The following is a 21,894-nucleotide window of genomic DNA, read 5'->3' on the forward strand; positions in this document are numbered from 1 at the left end:
TTCGTTGTCTTCTACGAGTATACCACAGACGTCCTTCCTGTTCACCGTTTTTTTTCGGCAACCCAGGAGAGGCAGACGTCCAAAAGACCCCGCAGAACAAACTGCAGGGTCTTCAATTCATTTCATCATAATATTATTTTGCGTAATCGATGGCCCTAGTCTCCCGAACCACATTGACTTTAATCTGTCCCGGATATTCTAACTCGCTTTCAATCTTCTTGGAGATCTCACGAGCCAGGAATACGACTTCTTCATCTTTGATTTCTTCCGGCTTGGCCACAATGCGAATCTCACGACCTGCTTGAATGGCATAGGCCTTGTCCACTCCCGGCGTAGTGGTAGCAATCTCTTCCAGCTTCTGCAAACGCTTAATATAGGATTCCAGCGTTTCCCGCCTAGCTCCCGGTCTTGCTGCTGAAAGGGCGTCTGCGGCTGCAATAAGCACAGCCTCGAGGCTCTTGGCTTCATAGTCTCCATGATGGGCCGCCATACCGTTGATGACAGCTTCGGACTCCTTATACTTTCTCAGTACATCAATACCGATGTCTACATGGGTTCCTTCTACTTCGTGATCCAGTGCCTTACCGATGTCATGGAGCAAACCAGCTCGTTTGGCCAGTTTGGAATCCAGACCCAGCTCGCTGGCCATGAGGCCTGCCAAGTGAGCAACCTCAATGGAATGGTTGAGCACATTCTGACCATAAGAGGTCCGATACTTTAACCGTCCCAGCAACTTAATCAACTCTGGGTGGAAGTTATGAATGCCAATCTCAAAGGTCGCTTGTTCTCCTGCTTCTTTGATGGTGGTGTTCACTTCCTTTTCCGCTTTTTCTACCATTTCTTCAATTCGCGCTGGATGAATTCGTCCATCGACGATTAACTTTTCCAAAGCAATTCTGGCAATTTCACGCTTTACCGGGTCGAACCCTGATAAAATAACGGCTTCCGGTGTATCATCAATAATTAAATCAATCCCTGTCAGGGTCTCGATGGCTCGGATATTTCTTCCTTCCCTACCGATGATTCGGCCTTTCATTTCATCATTTGGCAAAGCGACAACGGAGACCGTACTTTCGGCCACATGGTCAGCTGCACATCGCTGAATGGCCCCGGTAATAATCTCTTTTGCTTTCTTGTCCGCTTCTTCCTTCGCCTTCGACTCAATTTCCTTAATCATCACAGATGCTTCCACCCGGATGTCCTTTTCAACGTTAGACAGCAGAATCGATTTTGCTTCATCCGCCGTGTAACCGGAAATCCGTTCTAATTCCTGCACCTGTCTTTCGATAAAGCCGTCTAGCTCACTTTCTTTTTCAACTAAAGACTGCTCTTTCTTGGTGAGGCCTTCTTCTTTTTTTTCTAAATTATCAATCTTTCGATCTAAGGTCTCTTCTTTTTGAATCAGTCTCTTCTCTGATCGCTGGATTTCTGCTCTTCTTTCCCGAACCTCACGCTCAATTTCATTTCGCATTTTGTGAGCTTCTTCCTTGGCTTCTATAGTAATTTCCTTCTTGATGGTCTCAGACTTGTTCTCCGCATCAAGAATTAAATTTCTCGCTTTCTGTTCGGCACTCCCTATGGCTTTCTCTCCAACAGTTTTTCTGACTATATATCCAACCAATAGCCCTGCGGCTAAGATAATCAATCCAATCAATACTTGCATCAGCACATTTGTAATATAAAACACCTCCTTCTACGTTTACTTCCCATATTCATACAACACTTGAACTTGTCCTTACAGCCGCCGGTTCTAGGCAGCCAAGGTTCAAAAAAACATAAAAACATTGTTGAAATAGGCTTCTCAGCCCCACAAAAAATTATGCTGCGGCAAGGCCTACAGCCAAATAAATCTTTGCATTACTTAATTAATTATTGATATAATGACACAATACTATTATAATGTTTAAAGCAACTCCATGTCAAGATGAATGAAAGGCAAACTATGAAGTATTTTTGGAATCTCTTTAAAAATATAGACCGAGCTTTGGTAATTTTACCACTGTGCTTCGCACTTATCAGCATTGTCATGATCAGCAGCACGGCTTCCGAGGGGCATTTTGTGTTCAACAAGTATGTGACTATTCAAATAGTAGCTTACTTCTTGGGATTTGCAGCCATAGCGCTGGTCCTGCTCATCGACTATAAGGTATTTGAAAACTGGGAAAGGCCCCTATACATTACGTCTGTCTTAGTGCTGCTGACTGTCTACATTCCCCACTTGGGCGTCGAACAATACGGCTCCAGAGCTTGGATAAACCTGGGCATCATGAATTTTCAACCTTCAGAAATTGTTAAGATAACTTTTGTAATTCTCTTAGCTCTGTACTTCCGACGAAATCATGACAACCTGTGGAGCTATAAGGGAGTACTAATGTCAGCCTTGTACGCCTCTCCCTTTATTGTCATCGTCCTCAAGGAGGATTTAGGCGGAGCCATTGTCCTCTGCTTCATCTGGCTGGCCATGGTCTTTTATGCGGGTATTGATTATCGTATTTTAGGCAAGTTTTCCTGCCTCTTTGCCATCTCGCTGCCCATCGTGTACCGATTCATGGCTTCTCATCAAAAGGAGCGGATCGATGCCTTTCTCCACCCGACCAACCTGGGGCTAGGGGGCAACTATCAGGTTTGGCAGTCCAAAGTAGCCATTGGCTCCGGTGGTTTTTTCGGCAAGGGTCTTTTCCAAGGTACTCAGAAAGAACTAAAATTTGTGCCCGTACAGAAATCGGACTTTATCTATTCCGTCATCGTAGAGGAATTAGGCATGATTGGTGGTGCAGTGGTCATCCTGTTGTACGCCATTTTCCTCTACCGCATTGCCAAGATTGCTTACAACGCAAAAGATGATTTTGGGGCCTTGATTGCTGTGGGTTTCATCGGCATGTTTGGCTTCCAAGTGTTTGAAAATATTGCCATGACCATGGGCATTATGCCGGTTACCGGTATCACCTTGCCTTTTATCAGCTATGGTGGTTCCTCCGTACTGGCCAATCTGATTGCTTTAGGCCTGATTCTCAACGTAGGAATCCGCAGCAAGATTATTAACTTTTAAAACCTCAGCAAACCTACGGATTCCGTTTCTGCTGAAAAGTAATGGGAGCCAATTGCTGTAAAGACGAAAAAAAAACGATTCAATCTCTACTGAGACTGAATCGTTTTTTTCATGGCTTTATTTCCACCATCCGTTCCACAATGTGACTGAAGTTCTCCGCTATGTAGGTGCCCTTTTTCAGGACCACCGGAATACCATTATTGGCAGCAATGTGAATGTTATCGTCGTATTGGATAATACCCGTCATCGGCATCTTCAACATGTCATTAATCTCGCTGATGTTGGGCACCACCCCTAAGTTCATCAAGTCAGCCTTTACTTTGTTGACAATGTACATCCGTTCCTTGATGTTCATCCCTTGCAAAATCCGGTCCAGGGTATCTGCATCCCGGACCGCCACGTGCTCGGGGGTGGTGATGATAACCCCGGTGTCCGCACCGGCGGCGGCCATTTTCAAACCATCTCCAATACCAGAGGGTGCATCCACCAGCACATAGTCAAAACGGGCTTTCAATTTTTCGCAGAGCACCTGCATGTGCAACGGCGTCAAATCGCCCTTGTCCCGATGATGAGCAGCAGAAATGAAGTAGAGCTCTTCAAACCGCCTGTCCCGGATCAAGGCCTGCTTAATCCGGCATAGACCGGTAAGGGCATCGGCGATATCATAGACAACTTTATTTTCCAGGCCCAGGCACAAATCTAAATTGCGCAGTCCCATGTCCATATCGATCAGGACCACCTTGTACCCTTTTTGTGCCAGCGCAGCACCGGCGTTTGCGGTAAAGACTGTCTTGCCCACCCCGCCTTTTCCAGATGCTATCAAAATAACTTTGCCCATGGTCTCTTGCCTCCTAGTTTATTGTATGGTTGTACTCAAGCTAAAATTCTCATATGTCTTATCTAACTGCAAATATTTGCCGATGACTTCGCGAGCTACCGGTGCAGCATAACCTGCCGTACCGCCCTGAACAATCATAACTGCCACAGCAATCTTTGGATTGTCCGCAGGGGCCATGGTCAGCACCCAAGCGAAGTTATCGTAATTGCTCTTATAGGCATCGATCTTCTCATAGTCCACTGTGCCTTTGCTCAGGTTGATTACCGCCTGGCGTACTGCACCATCCTTTGTCCTGTAAATATCCGGTTCCGCCTTCATCAGACGCTTCATCTCTGTTTCCACCTGCTCAAAGGTCAGTTTTCCGTTAATCTGCCGGAGGTGCTGCTGGATGTAGGCCACTTCGTCAGGTGGATGAATCTTACCAGATTTTTCCGCTGTACCGGTCTTACCGGCTACTTCCACGGGGAAACCAGCAAAGATGCTCCGTAAACTCCCTTTCGAGCCGTTAACCACCAGCTTCATGCCTTCGATAATGTCATCAAGATACTTATCATTGCTGAGTTCAATCTTGGTGCCTGGTTCCCGCTCAATCGGCTGCTGGTCTTCAATCGCTCGAATCAGACTCACTTGATTGTGAACGCCCTTGTTGCCTAAAGTAGCCACGTAATTGGCCATCTGCAATGGCGTATAGGCATTTTCTCCCTGTCCGATAGCGATGTTAAACTCATCACCCAAGGTCCAGGTTGCATAGTTAAAGTAGGTGTATTTGCACAAATCCGCCAGAGAATCAATCATGTTCTCCTTGACGCCCAGCTTCATTTCCGTCAGCCGTTTAACTACCACATTCTTTGTTGGATTTTCTTCCGTCCAGCCGACGATAACGTCTATGCTCTTGTTGAGCTTTTCCTCGTCCTGAAGGGTGCTTTTCTCAAAGTATTTCTCTGCCTTACCCTTCAGCACCGTTCGCAGGCTGGATTTCATCTGCTCCATCTTCTTTTCCGCCGTCGGCACGCCGATTACCCGCTCGGGGATCTCGATGCCGGTAGGCTTTCCTAGCCCATACTGTTCCGCGTAAGAAGTAATGATATCAATGCTGATGGGCTTATTGTACCCCAGCTTGGTTCCTTTGTAATAGTCCTTGCCTGTAGCAATATCATAAAAGTAGTAATTACAGGACACTTCCAGAGCCTCTGCCAGGTCAATATTACCGTGAGAGCCGCCGCTTCTGTGCCAAATCAAGCAGGCGTAAGGCCGATTTCCCACCATGACCACACCACCATCGTGAAGTTTACGGTTTGGGTCCAAGCCGCTCTCCAGAGCCGCCGTAGCCGTAACCATCTTAAAGGTGGAACCAGGCTGTACCGGCGTCATCGTGGCAACGTTGTACAAAGGTGCTGGAGACATAGAGTCTCTGGGATTCTGGCTTTGCAAGGCGTTCCAGTCCTCCTTGCTGATTCCACTGGCAAACAAGTTTGGGTCGAAATCCGGCGCGCTGGCCAAAGCCAGTACATCTCCGGTCTCCACCTCAATAGCCACTACGGCTCCGACATTTGCGTTTTTATAGGCAGTGGAATAATGGTAATTACCATATTCGCTTTTAAATGTTCCGCCTACCTGAATTTGCTTCAGTGCCTGCTCTAAGGCATCTTCGGCAGTTTTCTGCAATTCTAGGTCGACGGTCAAGTATACGTCCTTACCCTTTTGAGGCTCTGTTTCACTAATCGTGCGGACTAGCTCACCGATAGCGTTAACCTGAACGTCTTTAATGCCATCTTTACCCTTTAAGGTCGTCTCATAGCCGCTTTCAATCCCCTCTTTTCCAATTAGGTCGTTGGCATTGTAGCCTAATTTGTCCACGTAATGTTCTTTATCGCTTTCAGAAATCTGCCCCAGATAGCCAATAATATGGGCGGCCGTGTTGATGTTGGGATAATAGCGCATAGTCTCCGACACCACCTTCACCTGAGGGAGTTCTGCACTGCGCTCTTCGATTTCCACGATGGTGTTGTCAGAAATCCCCTTAGCAATGCTGGCCGGTAAATACTTTCGTGCACCCATGGCCTTGACCTCGTTGCGAATGACCATAATCTTTCTAGCCTGCTCATTGGAAACCATAGGGTCGATGGCAAAGTAGGTCCGCAGCCGCTCAAAAGCCTCTTCTGCGGAAAGCTCTGTATTGGCTTCCTTTTTTTCCGTTAAAGTCTCTTTATCTAATTTATATCTGCCAAGAAAACTTTGTTTGTCCAGTTCTTTGGTGAATTCCATATTTTTTACTGAAATAGGTGGATAAATCTTATATACATTCTGTAATTCTGATTGAGCCTCGTACTTGTCCAGGGCATCGCCAATCTCATAGCGAATCCGCAGCTCATCAAAAGCTTTTTGGGCTGTAAAATTTGTGGGCATCTCCTGCTCCGTCAGCCACTCTGCAATATCGTTATCATAAGTATAGGAAAATTTGCCGTTTTCCATGATGATAGGCAGATTATCAAAGTATTGTTCGCCATTCTTTTCCAAAATGCGAACGACTTCACTGCACACCCGGTTCACCTCTTCGTCCGTAGCTTCCCCTGCATTAATTTGCAGCGTAAAAGCCTGCTTATTGCCAGCGATGACCCGGCCATACCGATCGAGGATTTCCCCTCTGGGCGCTTTCGTGTAAATACTCTTGGTGCTTATGTTGGTGGCTTTCTCCTTCCACACTTCATTTTCCATAACAGTCAGGACAAATAACCGTAAAAACAAAATCACCATCAGTACGATGACGACCAACACAATCTGACCATATCTCGATTTTAATGCTTTTTCCATATCAGATACCTGTCATTTCTATACTTAACTACCCGCTTGATAAAGACCAGGTACAGGACAAACACGATCAGGGAATTATAGAGGATGTATAAGGGCTGCAACTTTAACCAGTATAGCAGAGAATAGCTGCTGCCTAATCCTGACCGAATCAGAAAATATATAAAGTTGTAAAGAACGGTGGATCCTACCGAAACGAGGATGATTGAAGCCAAATGTTCCTTGTTAATGGTCTCTCTCATATGGATAACCAACAAACTCACCAACAGGTAGGTAAGGGCCGCCACGCCCACATATTGGGCCATACACACGTCTGCAAGCAAGCCAAAAACTACTCCTAAAACAGGCCCGTTGAAATCCTCATATAAGAAAGAGAAAATTACCACCAGACACAAAATCAGATTTGGAGTAGCACCATAAATGGAAAATAGATGTAATACTGTTCCCTGCAACAAAAATGCGACGAAAAAAATCAGGGCGGCCCATCTCTTCTTCATATTATGACCGCCACCTTCTGCAAGCTCTTAAAGGAAACGCTTGGCTTAATCTTCACTGTTTTCAGCTGGGTATCGCTGTTGTATTCCACCGATTTAATCTTGCCGATTTTAATGCCAGCTGGATAAAGCCCTAAGTTGGAAGTCACCAACTCATCCCCTTCCATAACACTGGCCTTGTTATCCAACATAAAACCCGACAGCGAGCCGCTGCTGTCTCCAGATACAATGCCAATCAAGCTCATATCTCGGAGCACCATAAAACTAACGCTGTTGGACTCATCGATGATGGATACCACTTTGGACCAACCCGGGCCCGTCTGAGAAACCCGTCCCACCAAACCATCCCCATTGATAACAATGCAGTCCTTCTTAATGCCGCTCTCCTCACCTCTGTCGATGGTAAAGAGATTGAACCAGTTGGAGCCGTCCAGCGAAACGATGTTTGCAGAAACCACATTCTGGCTGTCTGCCACGCTCTCATAATTTAACACATTGGATAGCTCCTGCAGCTGCTGCAACTCATCCTTTTTCATAGTCAGCTTAATCACCTGCTGTTGAAGTTTGCTGACTTCATCCTTTAACTCGTCGTTTTCTGCTACCACCTGTTTAAATTGCAATAGCCCTCTGGCATTGCCTTTTACGGTGTCTGTACCTCCTGACAGAGGCTTCTGGACAGCCGTCGTACCAGTCTGGAGCAAATCGCCTATAAAGCCCTGCTTCCCTCCTGTCTTGTAAGAGACAATGATGGTGATGCTCAAAAGCAACAGGACTGTTATCAATAAGCTAAATAATTTATGTTCTCTGATAAACCTCATGTTTCATGCTTTCCTATCTTCTCGAAACGCAAGCGTACCGCTTCAGTTTGTCTAAATCCTCTAGGCTCTTTCCCGTTCCCAAGGCCACCGCTTCAAAAGCGTTTTCTTCTACCATGACCAGCATGCCTGTCTTCTGGGAAATCAATTTATCCAGCTGAGAAAGCATACCGCCGCCGCCAGACAGAACCAGACCGTTGTTGACGATATCTGCTGCAATTTCAGGGGGCGCTTTTTCCAAGGTTGATTTGATACCATCAATGATTGTTTCCACCGACTCCTCCAAAGCGATGAGCATATCCCGGTTCGTCACCTCTACTGTCGCTGGCAAGCCGGAGATGATATCCCGGCCACGAGCCTTTTCAGTGAGGGTGATTTCATTTCCGTCCTCATCGGTCTCAATCATGGCACATCCCACCTTGATTTTTAATTCCTCTGCTGTTTTATCGCCGATGGCCAGGTTAAAGTTCTTTCGCATATAAGCCACGATGGCATCGTTCAGCTTATCTCCTGCATACCGCAGAGAAATACTAGTGACGATTCCCCCCAGAGCAATGATGGCGATATCTGTGGTGCCCCCGCCGATGTCGCAAATCATACAGCCTTCCGCCTCGTCAATAGCCAGATTGGAACCGATAGCAGCTGCCATTGGCTCTTCTAAGATGTAAACCTCTTTGGCTCCCATTTGGCGAACCACTTCTTCCACAGCCCGCTTCTCTACTTCGGTGACACCGCTGGGAACACCGATGGAAATCCGCAGATTGTTGGAGGTTTTGTTACCCAAGGCCCGGCGGATAAATACCCGGATCATTTCGGTAGTCATGTCAAAGTCGGAAATAACCCCTTCCCTCAGCGGACGGACCACCTCAATGGTAGCCGGCGTCTTGCCAATCATCCGCTTGGCTTGCGTTCCTGTGGCCATGACAGAATTGGTTAATTTATCCATAGCGATAACGGACGGCTCATTTAATACTATGCCCTTTTCCTTCATATATATCAAAGTATTAGCCGTACCTAAATCTATGCCCATATCATTTCTAAAAAACATACTAAATCCTCCACTACGTGCTGTTTCACTGTCCTAACTTGAGAAAATGCAACTGTAAGGCCTATATTAGATCCTCATTCTTAAAGCTGAAAAACGTGCCGTCACCGATGATGATGTGGTCCAACACCCGAATACCCAACACCTCACCGGCCTTGGCCAGACGCTTGGTAATTTCCAGGTCTTCTCTGCTGGGCTTGGGATTGCCACTAGGATGGTTGTACACAAAAATGACAGCCGATGCGCTTTTTTTCACTGCTTTGCAAAATATTTCTCTTGGATGAACGATTGTACTGTTGAGGTCGCCGATGGCGGCCGTCTCCACAGATATCACATCGCCCTTGGTGTTAAGTATTACAACATCAAAAAATTCCTTTTTATAGTATCTCATTTTTTCCATAAAAAGGTTTGCGATCACTTCCGGGTTATTTACATTGATCTTTAAGTCCCTCGGTTTTGTGGCAATCCGTCTTCCAAGTTCTACTGCCGCCACAATCTGACAAGCTTTCACTCGTCCGATGCCTTGAATTTCAGCTAGTTCTTCCGGTACACATTCCGTCAAAAAATGAATGCCGTTTTCTCTGCAAGTCAACACTTCATTAGCCAGCGCCACAGCGGATTTCCTGTTGGTGCCGGTGCGGATAATTACCGCTAAAAGTTCTGCGTTGGACAGAGCGGATGTACCGTAAATCACCAGTTTTTCCTGAGGTCTCTCATCTGCTGGAAGTTCCCTTATTATCATGTATTGTCCCCCTGCACCTAAAATGGTGCTCTCTCTCGCCTCCTTATTTTCTAATCCCCATTATTCGTATCTTATATTTTAGCATTTTAACGAAGCTTGCACAAGAGTAAAGAAGCCTAAAAATTATTAATAAATTTTAAGAACTTAGGCATACTAAAATCGCAAATATAATTTAGGAGGTAATGTGATGAACAATTCTTATGTAAATGAAAGCATTCGTTGTACCGTAAACCAATGTAAGAACCATGCGCAGAGCAAGGATAACTGCGCACTTTCTTCCATTCTGGTAGGTACTCATGAACACAACCCAACACAGGATCAGTGCACCGACTGTAAATCATTCCAGATGAAATAAGACCATGCTTATTTCATAAGGTCATGCACGACAGCCCCTTTCTGAGCATATAGTAAAAGTCCAGAGGGGGGTTACATAAATGGGCAATTCCTTTCCAAAACCACTCACATGCAAGGAAGAGGAATACTACCTTAAACTTTTTGAAGAAGGCGACCTGGAAGCAAAAAATACATTGATTGTGCGTAACCTCCGTTTAGTTGCGCATATCGTTAAGAAGTATTCCGGCGGCAGTGCCAATCCCGATGACCTAATCTCCATCGGTACCATTGGACTGATTAAAGCCATCAATACTTACAGCAGCAAGCGGTCCACCAGGCTGGCTACCTATGCCGCTAAGTGCATCGAAAATGAAATTCTCATGTCCATCCGTTCTGAAAAAAAACGCAAGCTAGAGATCTCTCTCAATGAACCCATTGGCACCGATAAGGATGGAAATGAAATAAATTTCAACGATATACTTGGTTCGGATCCAGACACCGTTTTAAATGATATCCATTTAAAATTGCAGATAAAAGCGCTTTATCATGCCATCTCCCACATATTGACCAGGCGGGAGCAGCTAATCGTCACGAAGCGATACGGCATTTCAGGGGAAGAGCCCCTGACCCAGAGAGAACTGGCAAAAAAATTAGGTATCAGCCGTTCTTATGTCAGCCGCATCGAAAAGAAAGCCGTAGGCAAATTAAGGGATTACCTAAAGCCCTAGTCTTCGCTTCCAAAAAAGAAAAAAGAGGAAACTCTACTTTTATAGCGGTTGCCTCTTTTTTCTTTTTATTTATTTCTAACTGCTTTATTTTAACGGATTTTTCAGATCTTCCACTTCTTTTCCAGTAATCGGCTGACTAAAGTAGTAGCCTTGGATGTAATCACAGCCAAATTTCCGCAGTCTGTGGTACTGGCTCTTTTTCTCCACCCCTTCCACCGTGATTTTTAAACCCAAACAGTGAACCAGGCGAATAATATTTTTGATAAAGGTATCTTTCCCTGGGGTCAGGTAAATGTCTACCAGGGATTTATCTAGCTTGATTTTGCTCACCGGAATATAGGTCAAGTAGTTGATAGACGAATAGCCTGTGCCGAAGTCATCCAAGGCCAGCCGAACACCGATAGAAAGAAAATCCTTAAACAGTTTCATTGCTTTTTCATTGTTGTTCATAAAAATACTTTCCGTTATTTCAATCTCGATCAGCTCCGGTGAAATCTGGTGTTCTTCCAGCAATTCTTTTAAGTATTGCACATAGGTTTTGTCCTTAATTTGCTTGCTGGAAAAATTGATAGCCACCGGGCGCAATTCCAGCCCGTGCTGCCGCCACATTGCCATTTGCTCCACTACCTGCTTGGTCACCAAGCGTCCGATGGTCAAAATAGCTTTTGTTTCCTCTGCCACAGAAATGAACTGATTCGGCGGAATATCGTAATCTTTTAGCCGGACCAAGGCTTCATAGCCTTCGGTCAGACCAGTGAGTGCATTCACTTGCGGCTGATACACACAGTAAAAGCCGTCCTGATTACAGGCTTCATCAATAATAATTTTGATGTCCTTTCGCTTCAAGGCCTCATCTTTCATGTGCGCATTATAGTAGACGCATTCGTTCTTTCCCAGATTTTTTGCCGCATACATGGCAAAGTCCGCATTAGAGAGAATCTCTCCTCCATCAGCCACATGCTCGTCAAAATAGGCGATGCCCATGCTGCTTTGAATGTAACGTTCCTTTTCCTCAAAGACAACCGGCTTGGTAAATATCTGCTTAATCTGTGTCAAAATCTTGCTGTCTGATTCCAATTTTGCCTTTTTAATAATCAACAGGAATTCGTCTCCTCCCAACCGGGAAGCATAAAAAAGTTTATCACTCATCAGTTCCAGCAGACGTCTAGAAGTCTCTTTTAAAACCTCATCACCGCAGGCATGTCCGTAAGAATCATTAATTTCCTTAAAATCATCGATATCCATGACGATTACAGCAAATTGTTCTCCTGCCTTGATAAGCTGATCCAACTTTTCCATAGCAGCCCGCCGGTTCGGCAGTTGAGTCAAAAAGTCATGCTCCGCCTGATAACGGATGTATTCTTTTTGTGATTCCAAGTATTCGTTGTATGCCTTGATGGCATCGTACTGCTGTTTTAATTTCTCTTCTGCCCCAATCAATTTATTGCAGGTTTCCTGCAACTTGTCATGGGATGCCTGTGCTTCCCTGGTCAGCCGCCGATGCTTCAAGTTGTCAGCAACCACCACCAGCAGCACAAGCAGACACGCCAATACGAACAGCAGCAGCGGAATCAGCACTTCCCTATACTCTTGCAAGAAAGTAATTTTCTTGTTGATGACCACCGCATCTTTAGGCACTAAGGATAGCTTGATATCATATTTCTTTAATACCTCATAATCAAAATAATATTGGCCCTCTCCTTCTGTCGACACAGGAATGTCTGCCACGTCGGCACCCTTGAGAATATCCATCACCATGGAAGCAGCAAGGTATCCAGAATTCTTATAAGAAGTCATTTTGCCGCCAATCAAACCTTCTCCTACACCGCCGATGGATACGCGGTATACCGGTATGTGCGTATAGGACACCAGCTGTTCAACACTTTGCTTTATCGCATATTGATTTTTATCTGCATCCTCGAAAAAACTCATATAAATCAGAATACTGTCCTCCGATAGAGCCTCCAGCCTTTGCTGAATTTCATCCAAGGTATAGGAAGAAGCGTTCAGCCCCCCAAAATGGTATCCTGGGTACCTGCCTTTCAAGGAATAGAACAGCTTTCGGTCCCCTTCCCCCGTCAAGGTGTCATCGTAGAGGGCAATGATCTTTTTAGCCTTCGGCTGGAATGTAAGTGCTATGTCAATAGTTTCTTTCAGATACATAGCCTCAACCGCTCCGGTAATATAAGGATTTTCCCCAGCTTTTACCGCATGCTCTTTGTCGTTGATGCAAAAGAATACCATGGGTATCTGTGGAAACAGTTCTTGCTGATGGGCCTCTGCAAATTCTAGAGCTGCATCATCCCCCAAGAGAATAGCATCATATTTTGGACCATTTTCCAGCTTGTAGCGGAGCATTTCATAGAATAGCTGGAGATTTGCTGCTTGATCATAATTCTTCATGTCCATATATTCGATGTCCAGCCGGATGTCGCTGCCTTTAAAGGCCTGTTGAATCCCCTCCTTCTGCAAGGCCAAGGTTTCAAAGCTTTCACTGTAGGAGCTGATAAAAAGTACCTGCTTAGCAGCCAGGTAATCCTGGCTGACTGGTGCCACAGCCTGTCTATAAAAGAAAAAGTAATAAATCGATGCGGCCAACGCAAAGACCAGAAAAATTGCACCAATTAAAATAATCCACTCCCATTTCTTTTCTTTCTTCAACATCTTGCTGCGGCTCCTCTCCATCTACTACATAAATCTCATTTCCAGGTAAGCGGTCGTTGCAATCCATTATGTACCATTATACTTCAGGACAAGTAAAAATTAAAGACTAAGTCTGCTCCTCGGTTTCATAAATATTACATCTATCCTGGATTTTTCCCCGTCTCCAGGTTTTTTTGCCAAGCTTATTATGATGGTCTGAGCTCTATGCTATTTTGTCGAAAAAAGAATAATACTTGACACCATCTAGGCCCTAATTATAAGATAAAATGGATTTCTTAAAATGATACAAAGGATGTATGGGAGAGCAGCTTATGGATAAGCAGAATAAAATTTTTCTAAAAACACTGATTTTGATTCAAGTCTTTTTGGGCGTGATGATGATTGGTATGCTCTCCCTACTGGCACACAACATTGCTGACAACAATGATCACACCCTTCACATGCTGGCTGTGGATGACACAAAACAGTCTATGAAGAAGATTATCGACGATATCATCACCCGCATTGACCTCAAGCGGGAAGACATCCAGAACAATACAGAAGCCATCATCGAAGTAACCGCTGTAGGTTTGTCTGGCAGCAATCCGGCCCAGTCAACGGCCGCTATCAGTCAAGCCTTGAAGCAGACCCCCTATGCCGAGACCATTCAGCTCTTGTACGAAGACAAAAACAATCATCAGAGCTACCTAGTCAAGCGAAGTACAGGCGATTATCAGAAGCTGACACCAGCGGAGTTGAGTTCCCTGAAATCCCAGCCGGGCATCCTGCGGGAAATACCAGTTGCCGGAGGCCTATTGACTTTACTGGCCACGCAAGAACAGTTGGATCTGCTGGTACAGGACCAGGTCCGGCAGGAACTGCACCAGTCTGGCTATCCAGAAGACCAATACGTCTGGGTGAACCACGTGCTAAACTTTGACGGCGGCGACCGATATGCCATCCGCATCATTCATCCAAATCTGGTCAATACCGAGGGGACCTATCTGTCCACCAACACCCCAGATATCAAGGGCAATTATCCTTATTCGGTAGAACTTGAGGGCATAAAAGCCAAAGGAGAGGTATTTCAATCTTATTACTTTATCAATAAGTCAGACAAGAAGATCACCGAGAGGCTGACTTATGCCAAGCTCTACAAACCCTACAACTGGGTGGTGGCCACTGGCACTCCCATGCGTGATATCTTTTCCTACACCGAACTGCTGGAAGCTCAAAACATGAAGGCCATCCGCCACACGATTCTGGTATACATCGCCACCTTGCTGCTTTTATCCAGCTTCGTCACCTTCATGATTGTCCGCATACAGCTGCAATATAAGAAACAGGTCGAACGTTTTGTAAAAATTGAAACGGAACTGGATCCCCTAACTCATTCCTTTACGAGAAAAGCCGCCGACACCATCTTTGCCGAGCAGTTTAAGGCTTACCAGCACACAGGAGTTTCTCCGATTCTCTATATGGCGGATATTGATAATTTCAAATGCATCAACGATACCTACGGCCACGCCGCAGGTGACATGGTGTTGAAAGCCATGTCTGCTGCGCTGCTGGAACTGGTGGAACCAGAAGGCCGTTTGTTCCGTTGGGGCGGAGAAGAGTTTGTCATCTGCACCTGGGGAGACTCAACCCCTACACCTGCCGAATTCGCCCAGCACGTGTTATCTATGGTTCACAGCCTAGTTTTTGAGCAGGATGGCAAAACCTTTCACATCACCCTCTCCTTAGGCAGTTCCTTCTTTGAGCCGGGAGATGAAACTTATACAGATGCCCTTAATCGGGCAGATACAGCCCTCTACCAGGCCAAACGGAATGGGAAGAACCAATATCAGCCTTATAAAAATCTGGAGCAGTAAGGGCATTACGGATTCCCTATCGACAAAAAAACAAACAGCGGCACCTTTCGGTACCGCTGTTTTTATCTTTACAGCCATGCAGTTTCCCTGCTGAGCTATTTTAAATTTACATCTGTCCGCCTTCTACGACCAGACTTTCCGGATCGACATTTTCACCATATACTGGCTTTAACGTCTCTTCAAAGTCTGCGTGGAAGAACTGTTCCCCTGCCATGGACTCAATCTCTGCGTTAAGCCACTCCAGCAGCTTGGTATTGCCCTTCTGCACCGCAGGAGCGATAGCGTCCGTATTACCCAGAGATTCGATACCTACTTTAAAGCCCTTATTGTTGATCGCCCAAGCCAGCACTTCTGTGTTGTCGGTGGAGAAGGCGTCTCCTCTGCCATCCAGCAGTGCGTCATAAGCTTCCTGATACTCGTCAAACTTCAGCAGTTTGATTTCTGGATGCTTCTCAGAGAAATACGTTTCAGCAGTCGTTCCCTTTACCACGATCAGTGTGCCATCTTTCAACTGAGAAACATCAGTAATCAGGTTTGCTTCAGGAGATACTACCCCTAAAGCCACCTTCATATATGGCAGAGCAAAATCTACTTTTTGCTTCCGCTCATCGGTGACAGTAAAGTTCGCGAGAATGATATCTACTTTACCGGACAGCAGGTATTCTACTCGGCTGGCAGCCTCTACATAGACGAATTCTACCGCGTTTTCATCTCCCAAGAGGTCTTTGGCAATGCGCTTCGCAAAGTAAATGTCATAGCCCTGCACCTCACCGTTAGCATCTACGTAACCAAAGGGATTCTTATCGCTGAATACGCCGATGCGAATCTTGCCGTCGGCCTTGATTTCCTCCAGGGTTCTAGCAGTTGCCTGAGCATCTCCGCCGTCCTTTGCGCCCTCTTCCTCCGAAGCCTGCTGGCCACATCCGGCTAAAAGGCCTATAGCTAAAATTAGGGTCAGTAAAATTAAACCAATTTTCTTTTTCATTTCATTCTCTCCTTCTTCATAAAAATAAATTATTTCTTAATATAGCTATTCTGTCTCTTCTGAGGCATCTTTAGCCTCATAGTGAAACATATTTAAAAACTGCTTCGCCCGTTCCGTCTGAGGGCAGTTAAAGAACTTCTCCGGCTGACCTTCCTCCACGATGACGCCTTTATCCATAAAGATGACCCGGTCTGCCACGGCCTGAGCAAACTCCATTTCGTGGGTAACGATGACCATCGTCATGCCCGTGTTGGCTAGCTCCAAGATTACCTGGAGCACCTCCCGAACCATTTCTGGGTCCAGGGCCGCTGTCACCTCGTCAAAAAGCATGACATCCGGCTGCATGATTAGCGAACGGACGATGGCTACTCGCTGCTTCTGCCCTCCAGACAGCTGTCTTGGATAGGCATCTCGCTTTTCCGCAAGACCGACCCGGGTCAGCAGCTCTATCGCTTCTTTTTCTACCTCTTGCCTGGCTCTGCCCTGGGCTTTCATGGGAGCCAGTAAAATGTTTTCCAGGATGGATAAATGGGGAAACAAGTCGTAACTCTGAAAGACCATGCCAATTTTCTGCCGGACCCGATGCAGCTGTTTGTTCTGAGCTGAGATTTCCTCTCCGTGAAAGCGAATCTGACCGCTGTTGATAGGTTCCAGCCCGTTGAGGCAGCGGAGAAAGGTGCTCTTGCCGCAGCCAGAAGGGCCAATGATTACTACCACTTCTCCCTTTGTCAGGGAAAAAGAGATATCCCGTAATACTTCCTGATTATCAAAGGATTTATGCAGATGTTCCGTCTGCAATAAGATTTCCTGTTTCATATTTTCCCGCCTTACTCTTATAATCTAAACAACTCTTCTTAATATTTTAAATTCTTTTCCAGCCGCCCTGCCACTTTAGAAAAGACGTAGCAGATGACAAAGTACATGAGGAATATCACCCCATAGATCCAAAGGGCTGCCGTGGGCGTAGTATATCGGGAGGCATCAATAATCTGTTTGCCTACCTTCACCACCTCTACCACACCAATGAGCACCACCAAGGAGGTGGTTTTAATCATTCTGGTCAGGAGATTGATGGCCACCGGCAGCATCCGCCGGAAGATCTGAGGGACGATTACATAGACATATACCTGCATTTTAGTTAGTCCCAGGCCGTAACCGCTCTCATACTGGTGCTTAGGGATGGAAATCAGTGCACTGCGAATGAGATCGCCGATTTCTGCTGTGCCCCAAAAAGTGAAGACGATGACCGCTGCCGTCTCTCCCTGCAGGTTGATGCCAAAGTTCTTGGACATACCGAAATATACCAGAAACAACAACACCAGCTGAGGCATGATGCGCACAATTTCCAAATAAACCCGACAAATTCCTTTTACCAGCTTCTGAGGTACATTCATTAAAATACCTACCAGCAGCCCCAAAGGAATGGAGAGCCCCATGGAAATCAGCGCAATCCGCAAGGTAACCCATAAACCCAGGCATAACCGTAAAAAGTTATTGCCCTGAAAGAGTACATTAATTCCCAAATCCTGCATAGCGAACCCTCCTTTCCAACCAGGTACAGAAGACTGAAATCGGCAGCAGGATAATCAGATAAGCGATCACCAGCATGAACAGTGCTTCATCCGTCTTATAATAAATGCCAATTAAGTCTTTAGCTACAAACATCAAATCTTCCAAGGCCACTACACTGAACACCGAAGTCTCCTTAATCAGGAAGATAATGTTGGCACAGAAGGCCGGAATACAAGTAGAGATGGCCTGAGGCAGAATCACGTAACGGAACACCTGCAAGCCGGTGAGCCCTAAACTGGCCCCGGATTCACTTTGAATGGTCGGCACACTTTCCAGCCCTGCCCGAAAAGCTTCTTCCATGTAACTGCCCCCCTGAAAGGTGAGACCGATGATGGCACAGCCCACTGAGCTGATGGAGATGCCCAGCTTAGGCAGACCAAAGTAGAGAAAAAACAGCTGAATCAACAGCGGCGTATTTCTAGACAGCTCAATATAGGCATTTACCAGCCAGCTCAGGACTGGTACGCGTTTATACAAGATCAGACTGCAAACAAATCCCACCACAATCGACAAGGCGATTCCTGCTGAAGCCAGCGTGAGCGTCAGCTTAGCCGCCTCTATGTACAGGGGGATGTACCTGATAATAAATTCAAAATCCATATTTATAAAACTCCTTTGCCTCCCCACAAGCCGGGGCCATTCCCCAAAAAAGGCAAGTACTCACAAGTACCTGCCTTTTCTCATGCTTATGCTTATATGAACCTTCCGGTCAGACCGTCATAGGCGCAGGAAATACTAAGCTGTTCATGGAGCACATACAACAGCTTCCGCACATAATCTGGTCAGCCAACACGGTATTCTTCTTTACTTTGTACATGATGCTCCTCCTTCACATTTTACTTATTTCCTAGCGAAATTATATGATATAATAACATAAAAGGAATCAGCTGTCAACTATGTTTTTGATATTAATCACAAAAATCCAAGGATTTTTTAATTAAATACACAAAACAACTCGGACAACTGATTCCTTCCCTCACCTTTACAGCTGGTGCACGAACAGACCGCTTCCCAGCTTAGGTTCAAACCAAGTGGACTTTGGCGGCATCACCATATCGTGATCCGCTACCGTCAGCAAATCCTCAATTCCTACCGGGTGTACGGCAAAAGCCACCAGCATATCCGTCTCCGTCCGCCGCTCCAATTCTTCCAAACCACGAATCCCACCGACGAAATCAATGCGCTTGTCAGTCCGGGGATCAGCTATACCTAAAATTGGGGCCAGCAGCTTGTCCTGTAAAATGGATACATCCAAGGAATCAATTACGTGGTCAGGCACCATAGCTGGACCTGCCGTCAGCTTGTACCACTTTTTCTGCAAATACATGCCAAAGATGTGCTTTCCCTCCGGCCTATAGGCATCCGTGCCCAGTTCTTCTACCTCAAATCCGGCTTCCTTTATCTTTGTTAAAAACTGCTCTGGGGTATGGCCATTTAAGTCTTTAACCACTCGATTGTAGTCGAATATTTTTAAATCGCTGTCTGGGAAGACTACGGCCATGAAGAAATTAAACTCTTCCTCTCCGGTGTAATCCGGATTCTCTTCCCGCCGCTTCAAACCAACCTTGCAGGCAGACGCACTCCGGTGGTGTCCATCGGCGATGTACAGAGCAGGAACTTCTCCAAAGAGCTCGCTTAAAGCCTGAATGGTGCTGTCATCATCGACAGTCCAAAGCACGTGCTGAATACCGTCTGGGGTCTCCAAGTCGTAAAGAGCTTCATGGTTGGCAATCCAGCCCTCCATCAAACTTCTGATTTTTTTATTATCCCGATAAGTGAGAAATACCGGTTCCGTATTGGCGTTGCAGATATCAAAGTGATTAATCCGGTCCTTTTCCTTTTCCACTCTGGTAAATTCATGTTTTTTAATATCGTTGTTCATATATTCGTCTACGGACACGCAGCCGACGATCCCCACCTGGGCCCGGCCATCCATTACCTGCTTGTACAAGTAAAGTACCGGCTTTTTCTCCTGAACAAAAACACCGTCTTCCAGATTCTGCGCGATATTTGCCTTGGCTCGCTGGTAAACGGAATGATCGTAGGGATTCTCTTGTTCCGGCATATCGATTTCTGAGCGGCATATGTGCAAGAAGCTGTAGGGATTGCCGTCAGCCATATGTGCGGCCTCTGCTCTATTCATCACGTCGTAAGGCAGGGATACCACCTTGTCCGCATATTTCTTTTCCGGCCTGATAGCCTTAAATGGTCTGATAATTGCCACGTTGTTACCTCCAAATTTCTACTGTTTTATTTTCATAAGTCAGGAAAGCAATCAGCTCTCCTGCTTGATGATTTCCATAATTTCTTCAATTACCTGCTGAATCGTTCGGCCGGTAGTATCAATTTCCACCGCATCCTCCGCCTTGCGCAAAGGATTTAAGGCTCTGGTGCTGTCGTTGTGATCTCGCTGGCGGATATCTGCCAGCACTTGCTCCAGGGACACTGGCTGCCCTTTATCCTTCAGCTCCTGGAATCGGCGTTCCGCCCGTTCTTCTGCCGAAGCGGTCATGAAAAACTTGAAAGACGCATCCGGCAGCACATTTGTACCAATATCCCGACCGTCCATAACCACGCTCTTGGTCTGGGCCATCTTTCGCTGGAGAGCCACCAGCTTGGTCCGAACCGCCGGTAAGGCGGAATACAAGGACGCCATCCTTGCTGCTTCTGGGGTGCGAATCTGATGGTTGACCACCTCCCCATCCAACAGGGTATCTCCTTGGTCAAAATCAATGTCTGTAGCCTCTAATATTTCCTCCAGAGCTTCCCCGTCATCGGCTTGTACGCCGTTTTTCAGCAGCTTGTAGCCGATGGCCCGGTACATGGCTCCCGTGTCGATGTAATCTGCTGACAGGAGCCTGGCCACCTCCTTGGCAATGGTGCTCTTTCCTGCACCGCTGGGTCCGTCTATTGCTACATTTATTTTTTCATCTCTGTTGTTCATCTCTTCCATCTCTCTATTTAGGCCTCTTCTCGTGTTCCAGCAACTTCTCAATCTCAGAGACAAAGGTTTTCACATCTGTAAACTGTCTGTACACCGATGCAAAGCGTACATAGGCCACCTCGTCCAATTTTTTCAGCTGTTCCATGATCAGCTCACCAATAAATTCACTTTGGACTTCCTTCTCCATGAGATTGTTCAGACCTCGCTCGATTTCGCTGACCACCTTTTCGATGTCCGATATGGGAACAGGCCGCTTCTCACAAGCTTTGATGATGCCATTCAGCACCTTGCTTCTGTCAAAAGCCTCTCGTCTGCCGTCTTTTTTCACCACCATCAACAGCATTTCCTCCACCTTTTCATAGGTGGTAAACCGCTTGTTGCAGTTCTCGCACTCTCTTCTCCGCCTAATGGCATGTCCCTCTTCCGTCGGCCGAGAATCAATGACCTTCGTATCGGGATTTTCACAAAATGGACATCTCATTTCCTCACCCCTATCCATCGTCAATATCGCTTTTAATGATATTTCCTACATATTAAAATTTCTGCCGCTTCTTTAGTCAAGCGGCAGCTTTATACAAGCCTTGTTTTATATTCTACTATATCTTGTGTATTTTGAAAAGAAATTATTGTATTTTCTCGTGGCTGCATACAATTTTATTCCAAGAATGTCTCAATATTTACCAGGATTACATCGTCTCCGATGGTTTTAATGTTCTCCCACTTGATTACATAATCCTCTTCACTGCGCCCAAACAGATTAAAAAAGTTTTTAGGCGAAGGAATGACCACACCCTCAATGGTTCCTTCCTCCAGATTGATCTCAATGTCGCTCACATAACCCATGCTTTTGCCATCAAAGATGTTGATTACCTCTTTGTTCTTGATATCCTCTGTACTTGTCATGCCACTTCCCCCTTTATCTTTCCTTCCGGCCACCAGGCCTGTACATGTACAATATATGAAAAATGCTATGGAATTATTCCATAGCATTTTTCTATATCCAGCCCTTTTAAAAAGGGGGTTT

General features: G+C 45.8%; 20 protein-coding genes. 4 read left to right on the forward strand and 16 right to left on the reverse strand.

What is annotated here, in order from left to right; genetic code table 11:
- Positions 1-133 precede the first annotated feature (133 nt).
- Positions 134-1,663 (reverse strand): ribonuclease Y, encoded by a 1,530-nt coding sequence (gene rny, locus Ami103574_RS11255; RefSeq protein WP_163067993.1) that lies wholly within the window; start codon positions 1,661-1,663, stop codon positions 134-136.
- Between the two features lie 279 nt (positions 1,664-1,942).
- Here rny and rodA point away from each other — a divergent pair, with 279 nt between their 5' ends.
- Positions 1,943-3,049: a rod shape-determining protein RodA gene (gene rodA, locus Ami103574_RS11260; protein WP_163067108.1), complete on the forward strand. Its 1,107-nt coding sequence runs from the start codon at positions 1,943-1,945 to the stop codon at positions 3,047-3,049.
- 109 nt (positions 3,050-3,158) lie between these two features.
- On the opposite strand, the gene minD is transcribed toward rodA, so the two are convergent.
- The 6 genes from minD to radC form a co-directional block, all read right to left on the reverse strand.
- Positions 3,159-3,887: a septum site-determining protein MinD gene (minD, locus tag Ami103574_RS11265; protein WP_163067109.1), complete on the reverse strand. Its 729-nt coding sequence runs from the start codon at positions 3,885-3,887 to the stop codon at positions 3,159-3,161.
- A gap of 18 nt (positions 3,888-3,905) precedes the next feature.
- Positions 3,906-6,698: a penicillin-binding transpeptidase domain-containing protein gene (locus Ami103574_RS11270; RefSeq protein WP_163067110.1), complete on the reverse strand. Its 2,793-nt coding sequence runs from the start codon at positions 6,696-6,698 to the stop codon at positions 3,906-3,908.
- Positions 6,683-7,192, reverse strand: coding sequence for a rod shape-determining protein MreD (gene mreD / locus Ami103574_RS11275; protein WP_163067111.1), 510 nt, complete (start codon positions 7,190-7,192; stop codon positions 6,683-6,685). The genes Ami103574_RS11270 and mreD overlap by 16 nt, the downstream gene beginning before the upstream one ends.
- Positions 7,189-8,007: a rod shape-determining protein MreC gene (gene mreC / locus Ami103574_RS11280; RefSeq protein WP_163067112.1), complete on the reverse strand. Its 819-nt coding sequence runs from the start codon at positions 8,005-8,007 to the stop codon at positions 7,189-7,191. The genes mreD and mreC overlap by 4 nt, the downstream gene beginning before the upstream one ends.
- A gap of 13 nt (positions 8,008-8,020) precedes the next feature.
- The gene (gene mreB / locus Ami103574_RS11285) at positions 8,021-9,052 is read right to left on the reverse strand and encodes a rod shape-determining protein (protein WP_163067113.1); all 1,032 of its coding nucleotides are present in this window, start codon (positions 9,050-9,052) and stop codon (positions 8,021-8,023) included.
- A 61-nt stretch (positions 9,053-9,113) separates the two neighbouring features.
- Entirely contained in the window at positions 9,114-9,791 is a 678-nt protein-coding gene (gene radC, locus Ami103574_RS11290; protein ID WP_163067114.1) for a RadC family protein, read from the reverse strand.
- Between the two features lie 187 nt (positions 9,792-9,978).
- Between radC and Ami103574_RS11295 the strand changes: the two genes are divergently transcribed.
- A complete protein-coding gene (locus Ami103574_RS11295; RefSeq protein ID WP_163067115.1) occupies positions 9,979-10,146 on the forward strand; it encodes a DUF1540 domain-containing protein in 168 nt (55 codons plus the stop codon).
- Between the two features lie 79 nt (positions 10,147-10,225).
- The gene (gene sigK, locus Ami103574_RS11300) at positions 10,226-10,852 is read left to right on the forward strand and encodes an RNA polymerase sporulation sigma factor SigK (protein WP_163067116.1); all 627 of its coding nucleotides are present in this window, start codon (positions 10,226-10,228) and stop codon (positions 10,850-10,852) included.
- 84 nt (positions 10,853-10,936) lie between these two features.
- Here the strand turns inward: sigK and Ami103574_RS11305 are convergent, their stop codons facing one another.
- Positions 10,937-13,516 (reverse strand): ABC transporter substrate binding protein, encoded by a 2,580-nt coding sequence (locus Ami103574_RS11305; protein ID WP_163067117.1) that lies wholly within the window; start codon positions 13,514-13,516, stop codon positions 10,937-10,939.
- Positions 13,517-13,827: 311 nt separating this feature from the next.
- Between Ami103574_RS11305 and Ami103574_RS11310 the strand changes: the two genes are divergently transcribed.
- Positions 13,828-15,369 (forward strand): sensor domain-containing diguanylate cyclase, encoded by a 1,542-nt coding sequence (locus tag Ami103574_RS11310; protein ID WP_163067118.1) that lies wholly within the window; start codon positions 13,828-13,830, stop codon positions 15,367-15,369.
- 106 nt (positions 15,370-15,475) lie between these two features.
- Here the strand turns inward: Ami103574_RS11310 and Ami103574_RS11315 are convergent, their stop codons facing one another.
- The 8 genes from Ami103574_RS11315 to Ami103574_RS11350 form a co-directional block, all read right to left on the reverse strand.
- A complete protein-coding gene (locus tag Ami103574_RS11315) occupies positions 15,476-16,354 on the reverse strand; it encodes a cysteine ABC transporter substrate-binding protein (protein WP_163067119.1) in 879 nt (292 codons plus the stop codon).
- Between the two features lie 45 nt (positions 16,355-16,399).
- Positions 16,400-17,170 carry an amino acid ABC transporter ATP-binding protein gene (locus Ami103574_RS11320; RefSeq protein WP_163067120.1) on the reverse strand — a complete coding sequence of 257 codons (771 nt, stop codon included), beginning with the start codon at positions 17,168-17,170 and terminating at the stop codon, positions 16,400-16,402.
- 38 nt (positions 17,171-17,208) lie between these two features.
- A complete protein-coding gene (locus Ami103574_RS11325; protein ID WP_163067121.1) occupies positions 17,209-17,886 on the reverse strand; it encodes an amino acid ABC transporter permease in 678 nt (225 codons plus the stop codon).
- Positions 17,867-18,526: an amino acid ABC transporter permease gene (locus tag Ami103574_RS11330; RefSeq protein WP_163067122.1), complete on the reverse strand. Its 660-nt coding sequence runs from the start codon at positions 18,524-18,526 to the stop codon at positions 17,867-17,869. The genes Ami103574_RS11325 and Ami103574_RS11330 overlap by 20 nt, the downstream gene beginning before the upstream one ends.
- Positions 18,527-18,908: 382 nt before the next feature.
- On the reverse strand, positions 18,909-20,150 hold the full coding sequence (locus Ami103574_RS11335; protein WP_163067123.1) for a DUF1015 domain-containing protein: 1,242 nt from the start codon (positions 20,148-20,150) through the stop codon (positions 18,909-18,911).
- A 51-nt stretch (positions 20,151-20,201) separates the two neighbouring features.
- On the reverse strand, positions 20,202-20,870 hold the full coding sequence (gene cmk / locus Ami103574_RS11340; protein ID WP_163067124.1) for a (d)CMP kinase: 669 nt from the start codon (positions 20,868-20,870) through the stop codon (positions 20,202-20,204).
- A 13-nt stretch (positions 20,871-20,883) separates the two neighbouring features.
- A complete protein-coding gene (nrdR, locus tag Ami103574_RS11345) occupies positions 20,884-21,351 on the reverse strand; it encodes a transcriptional regulator NrdR (RefSeq protein WP_163067125.1) in 468 nt (155 codons plus the stop codon).
- 173 nt (positions 21,352-21,524) lie between these two features.
- Positions 21,525-21,773, reverse strand: a complete 249-nt coding sequence (locus Ami103574_RS11350; RefSeq protein WP_163067126.1) for a PRC-barrel domain-containing protein — start codon at positions 21,771-21,773, stop codon at positions 21,525-21,527.
- Positions 21,774-21,894: the final 121 nt, after the last annotated feature.

This window comes from Aminipila butyrica (assembly GCF_010669305.1).
Taxonomy (GTDB): Bacteria; Bacillota; Clostridia; order Peptostreptococcales; family Anaerovoracaceae; genus Aminipila; species Aminipila butyrica.

Bases quoted from the DNA above. Each gene is read 5' to 3' on its own strand.
- rny (WP_163067993.1), bottom strand. From the start codon at position 1,663: ATGCAAGTATTGATTGGATTGATTATCTTAGCCGCAGGGCTATTGGTT.
- rodA (WP_163067108.1), top strand. From the start codon at position 1,943: ATGAAGTATTTTTGGAATCTCTTTAAAAATATAGACCGAGCTTTGGTA.
- minD (WP_163067109.1), bottom strand. From the start codon at position 3,887: ATGGGCAAAGTTATTTTGATAGCATCTGGAAAAGGCGGGGTGGGCAAG.
- Ami103574_RS11270 (WP_163067110.1), bottom strand. From the start codon at position 6,698: ATGGAAAAAGCATTAAAATCGAGATATGGTCAGATTGTGTTGGTCGTC.
- mreD (WP_163067111.1), bottom strand. From the start codon at position 7,192: ATGAAGAAGAGATGGGCCGCCCTGATTTTTTTCGTCGCATTTTTGTTG.
- mreC (WP_163067112.1), bottom strand. From the start codon at position 8,007: ATGAGGTTTATCAGAGAACATAAATTATTTAGCTTATTGATAACAGTC.
- mreB (WP_163067113.1), bottom strand. From the start codon at position 9,052: ATGTTTTTTAGAAATGATATGGGCATAGATTTAGGTACGGCTAATACT.
- radC (WP_163067114.1), bottom strand. From the start codon at position 9,791: ATGATAATAAGGGAACTTCCAGCAGATGAGAGACCTCAGGAAAAACTG.
- Ami103574_RS11295 (WP_163067115.1), top strand. From the start codon at position 9,979: ATGAACAATTCTTATGTAAATGAAAGCATTCGTTGTACCGTAAACCAA.
- sigK (WP_163067116.1), top strand. From the start codon at position 10,226: ATGGGCAATTCCTTTCCAAAACCACTCACATGCAAGGAAGAGGAATAC.
- Ami103574_RS11305 (WP_163067117.1), bottom strand. From the start codon at position 13,516: ATGTTGAAGAAAGAAAAGAAATGGGAGTGGATTATTTTAATTGGTGCA.
- Ami103574_RS11310 (WP_163067118.1), top strand. From the start codon at position 13,828: ATGGATAAGCAGAATAAAATTTTTCTAAAAACACTGATTTTGATTCAA.
- Ami103574_RS11315 (WP_163067119.1), bottom strand. From the start codon at position 16,354: ATGAAAAAGAAAATTGGTTTAATTTTACTGACCCTAATTTTAGCTATA.
- Ami103574_RS11320 (WP_163067120.1), bottom strand. From the start codon at position 17,170: ATGAAACAGGAAATCTTATTGCAGACGGAACATCTGCATAAATCCTTT.
- Ami103574_RS11325 (WP_163067121.1), bottom strand. From the start codon at position 17,886: ATGCAGGATTTGGGAATTAATGTACTCTTTCAGGGCAATAACTTTTTA.
- Ami103574_RS11330 (WP_163067122.1), bottom strand. From the start codon at position 18,526: ATGGATTTTGAATTTATTATCAGGTACATCCCCCTGTACATAGAGGCG.
- cmk (WP_163067124.1), bottom strand. From the start codon at position 20,870: ATGAACAACAGAGATGAAAAAATAAATGTAGCAATAGACGGACCCAGC.
- nrdR (WP_163067125.1), bottom strand. From the start codon at position 21,351: ATGAGATGTCCATTTTGTGAAAATCCCGATACGAAGGTCATTGATTCT.
- Ami103574_RS11350 (WP_163067126.1), bottom strand. From the start codon at position 21,773: ATGACAAGTACAGAGGATATCAAGAACAAAGAGGTAATCAACATCTTT.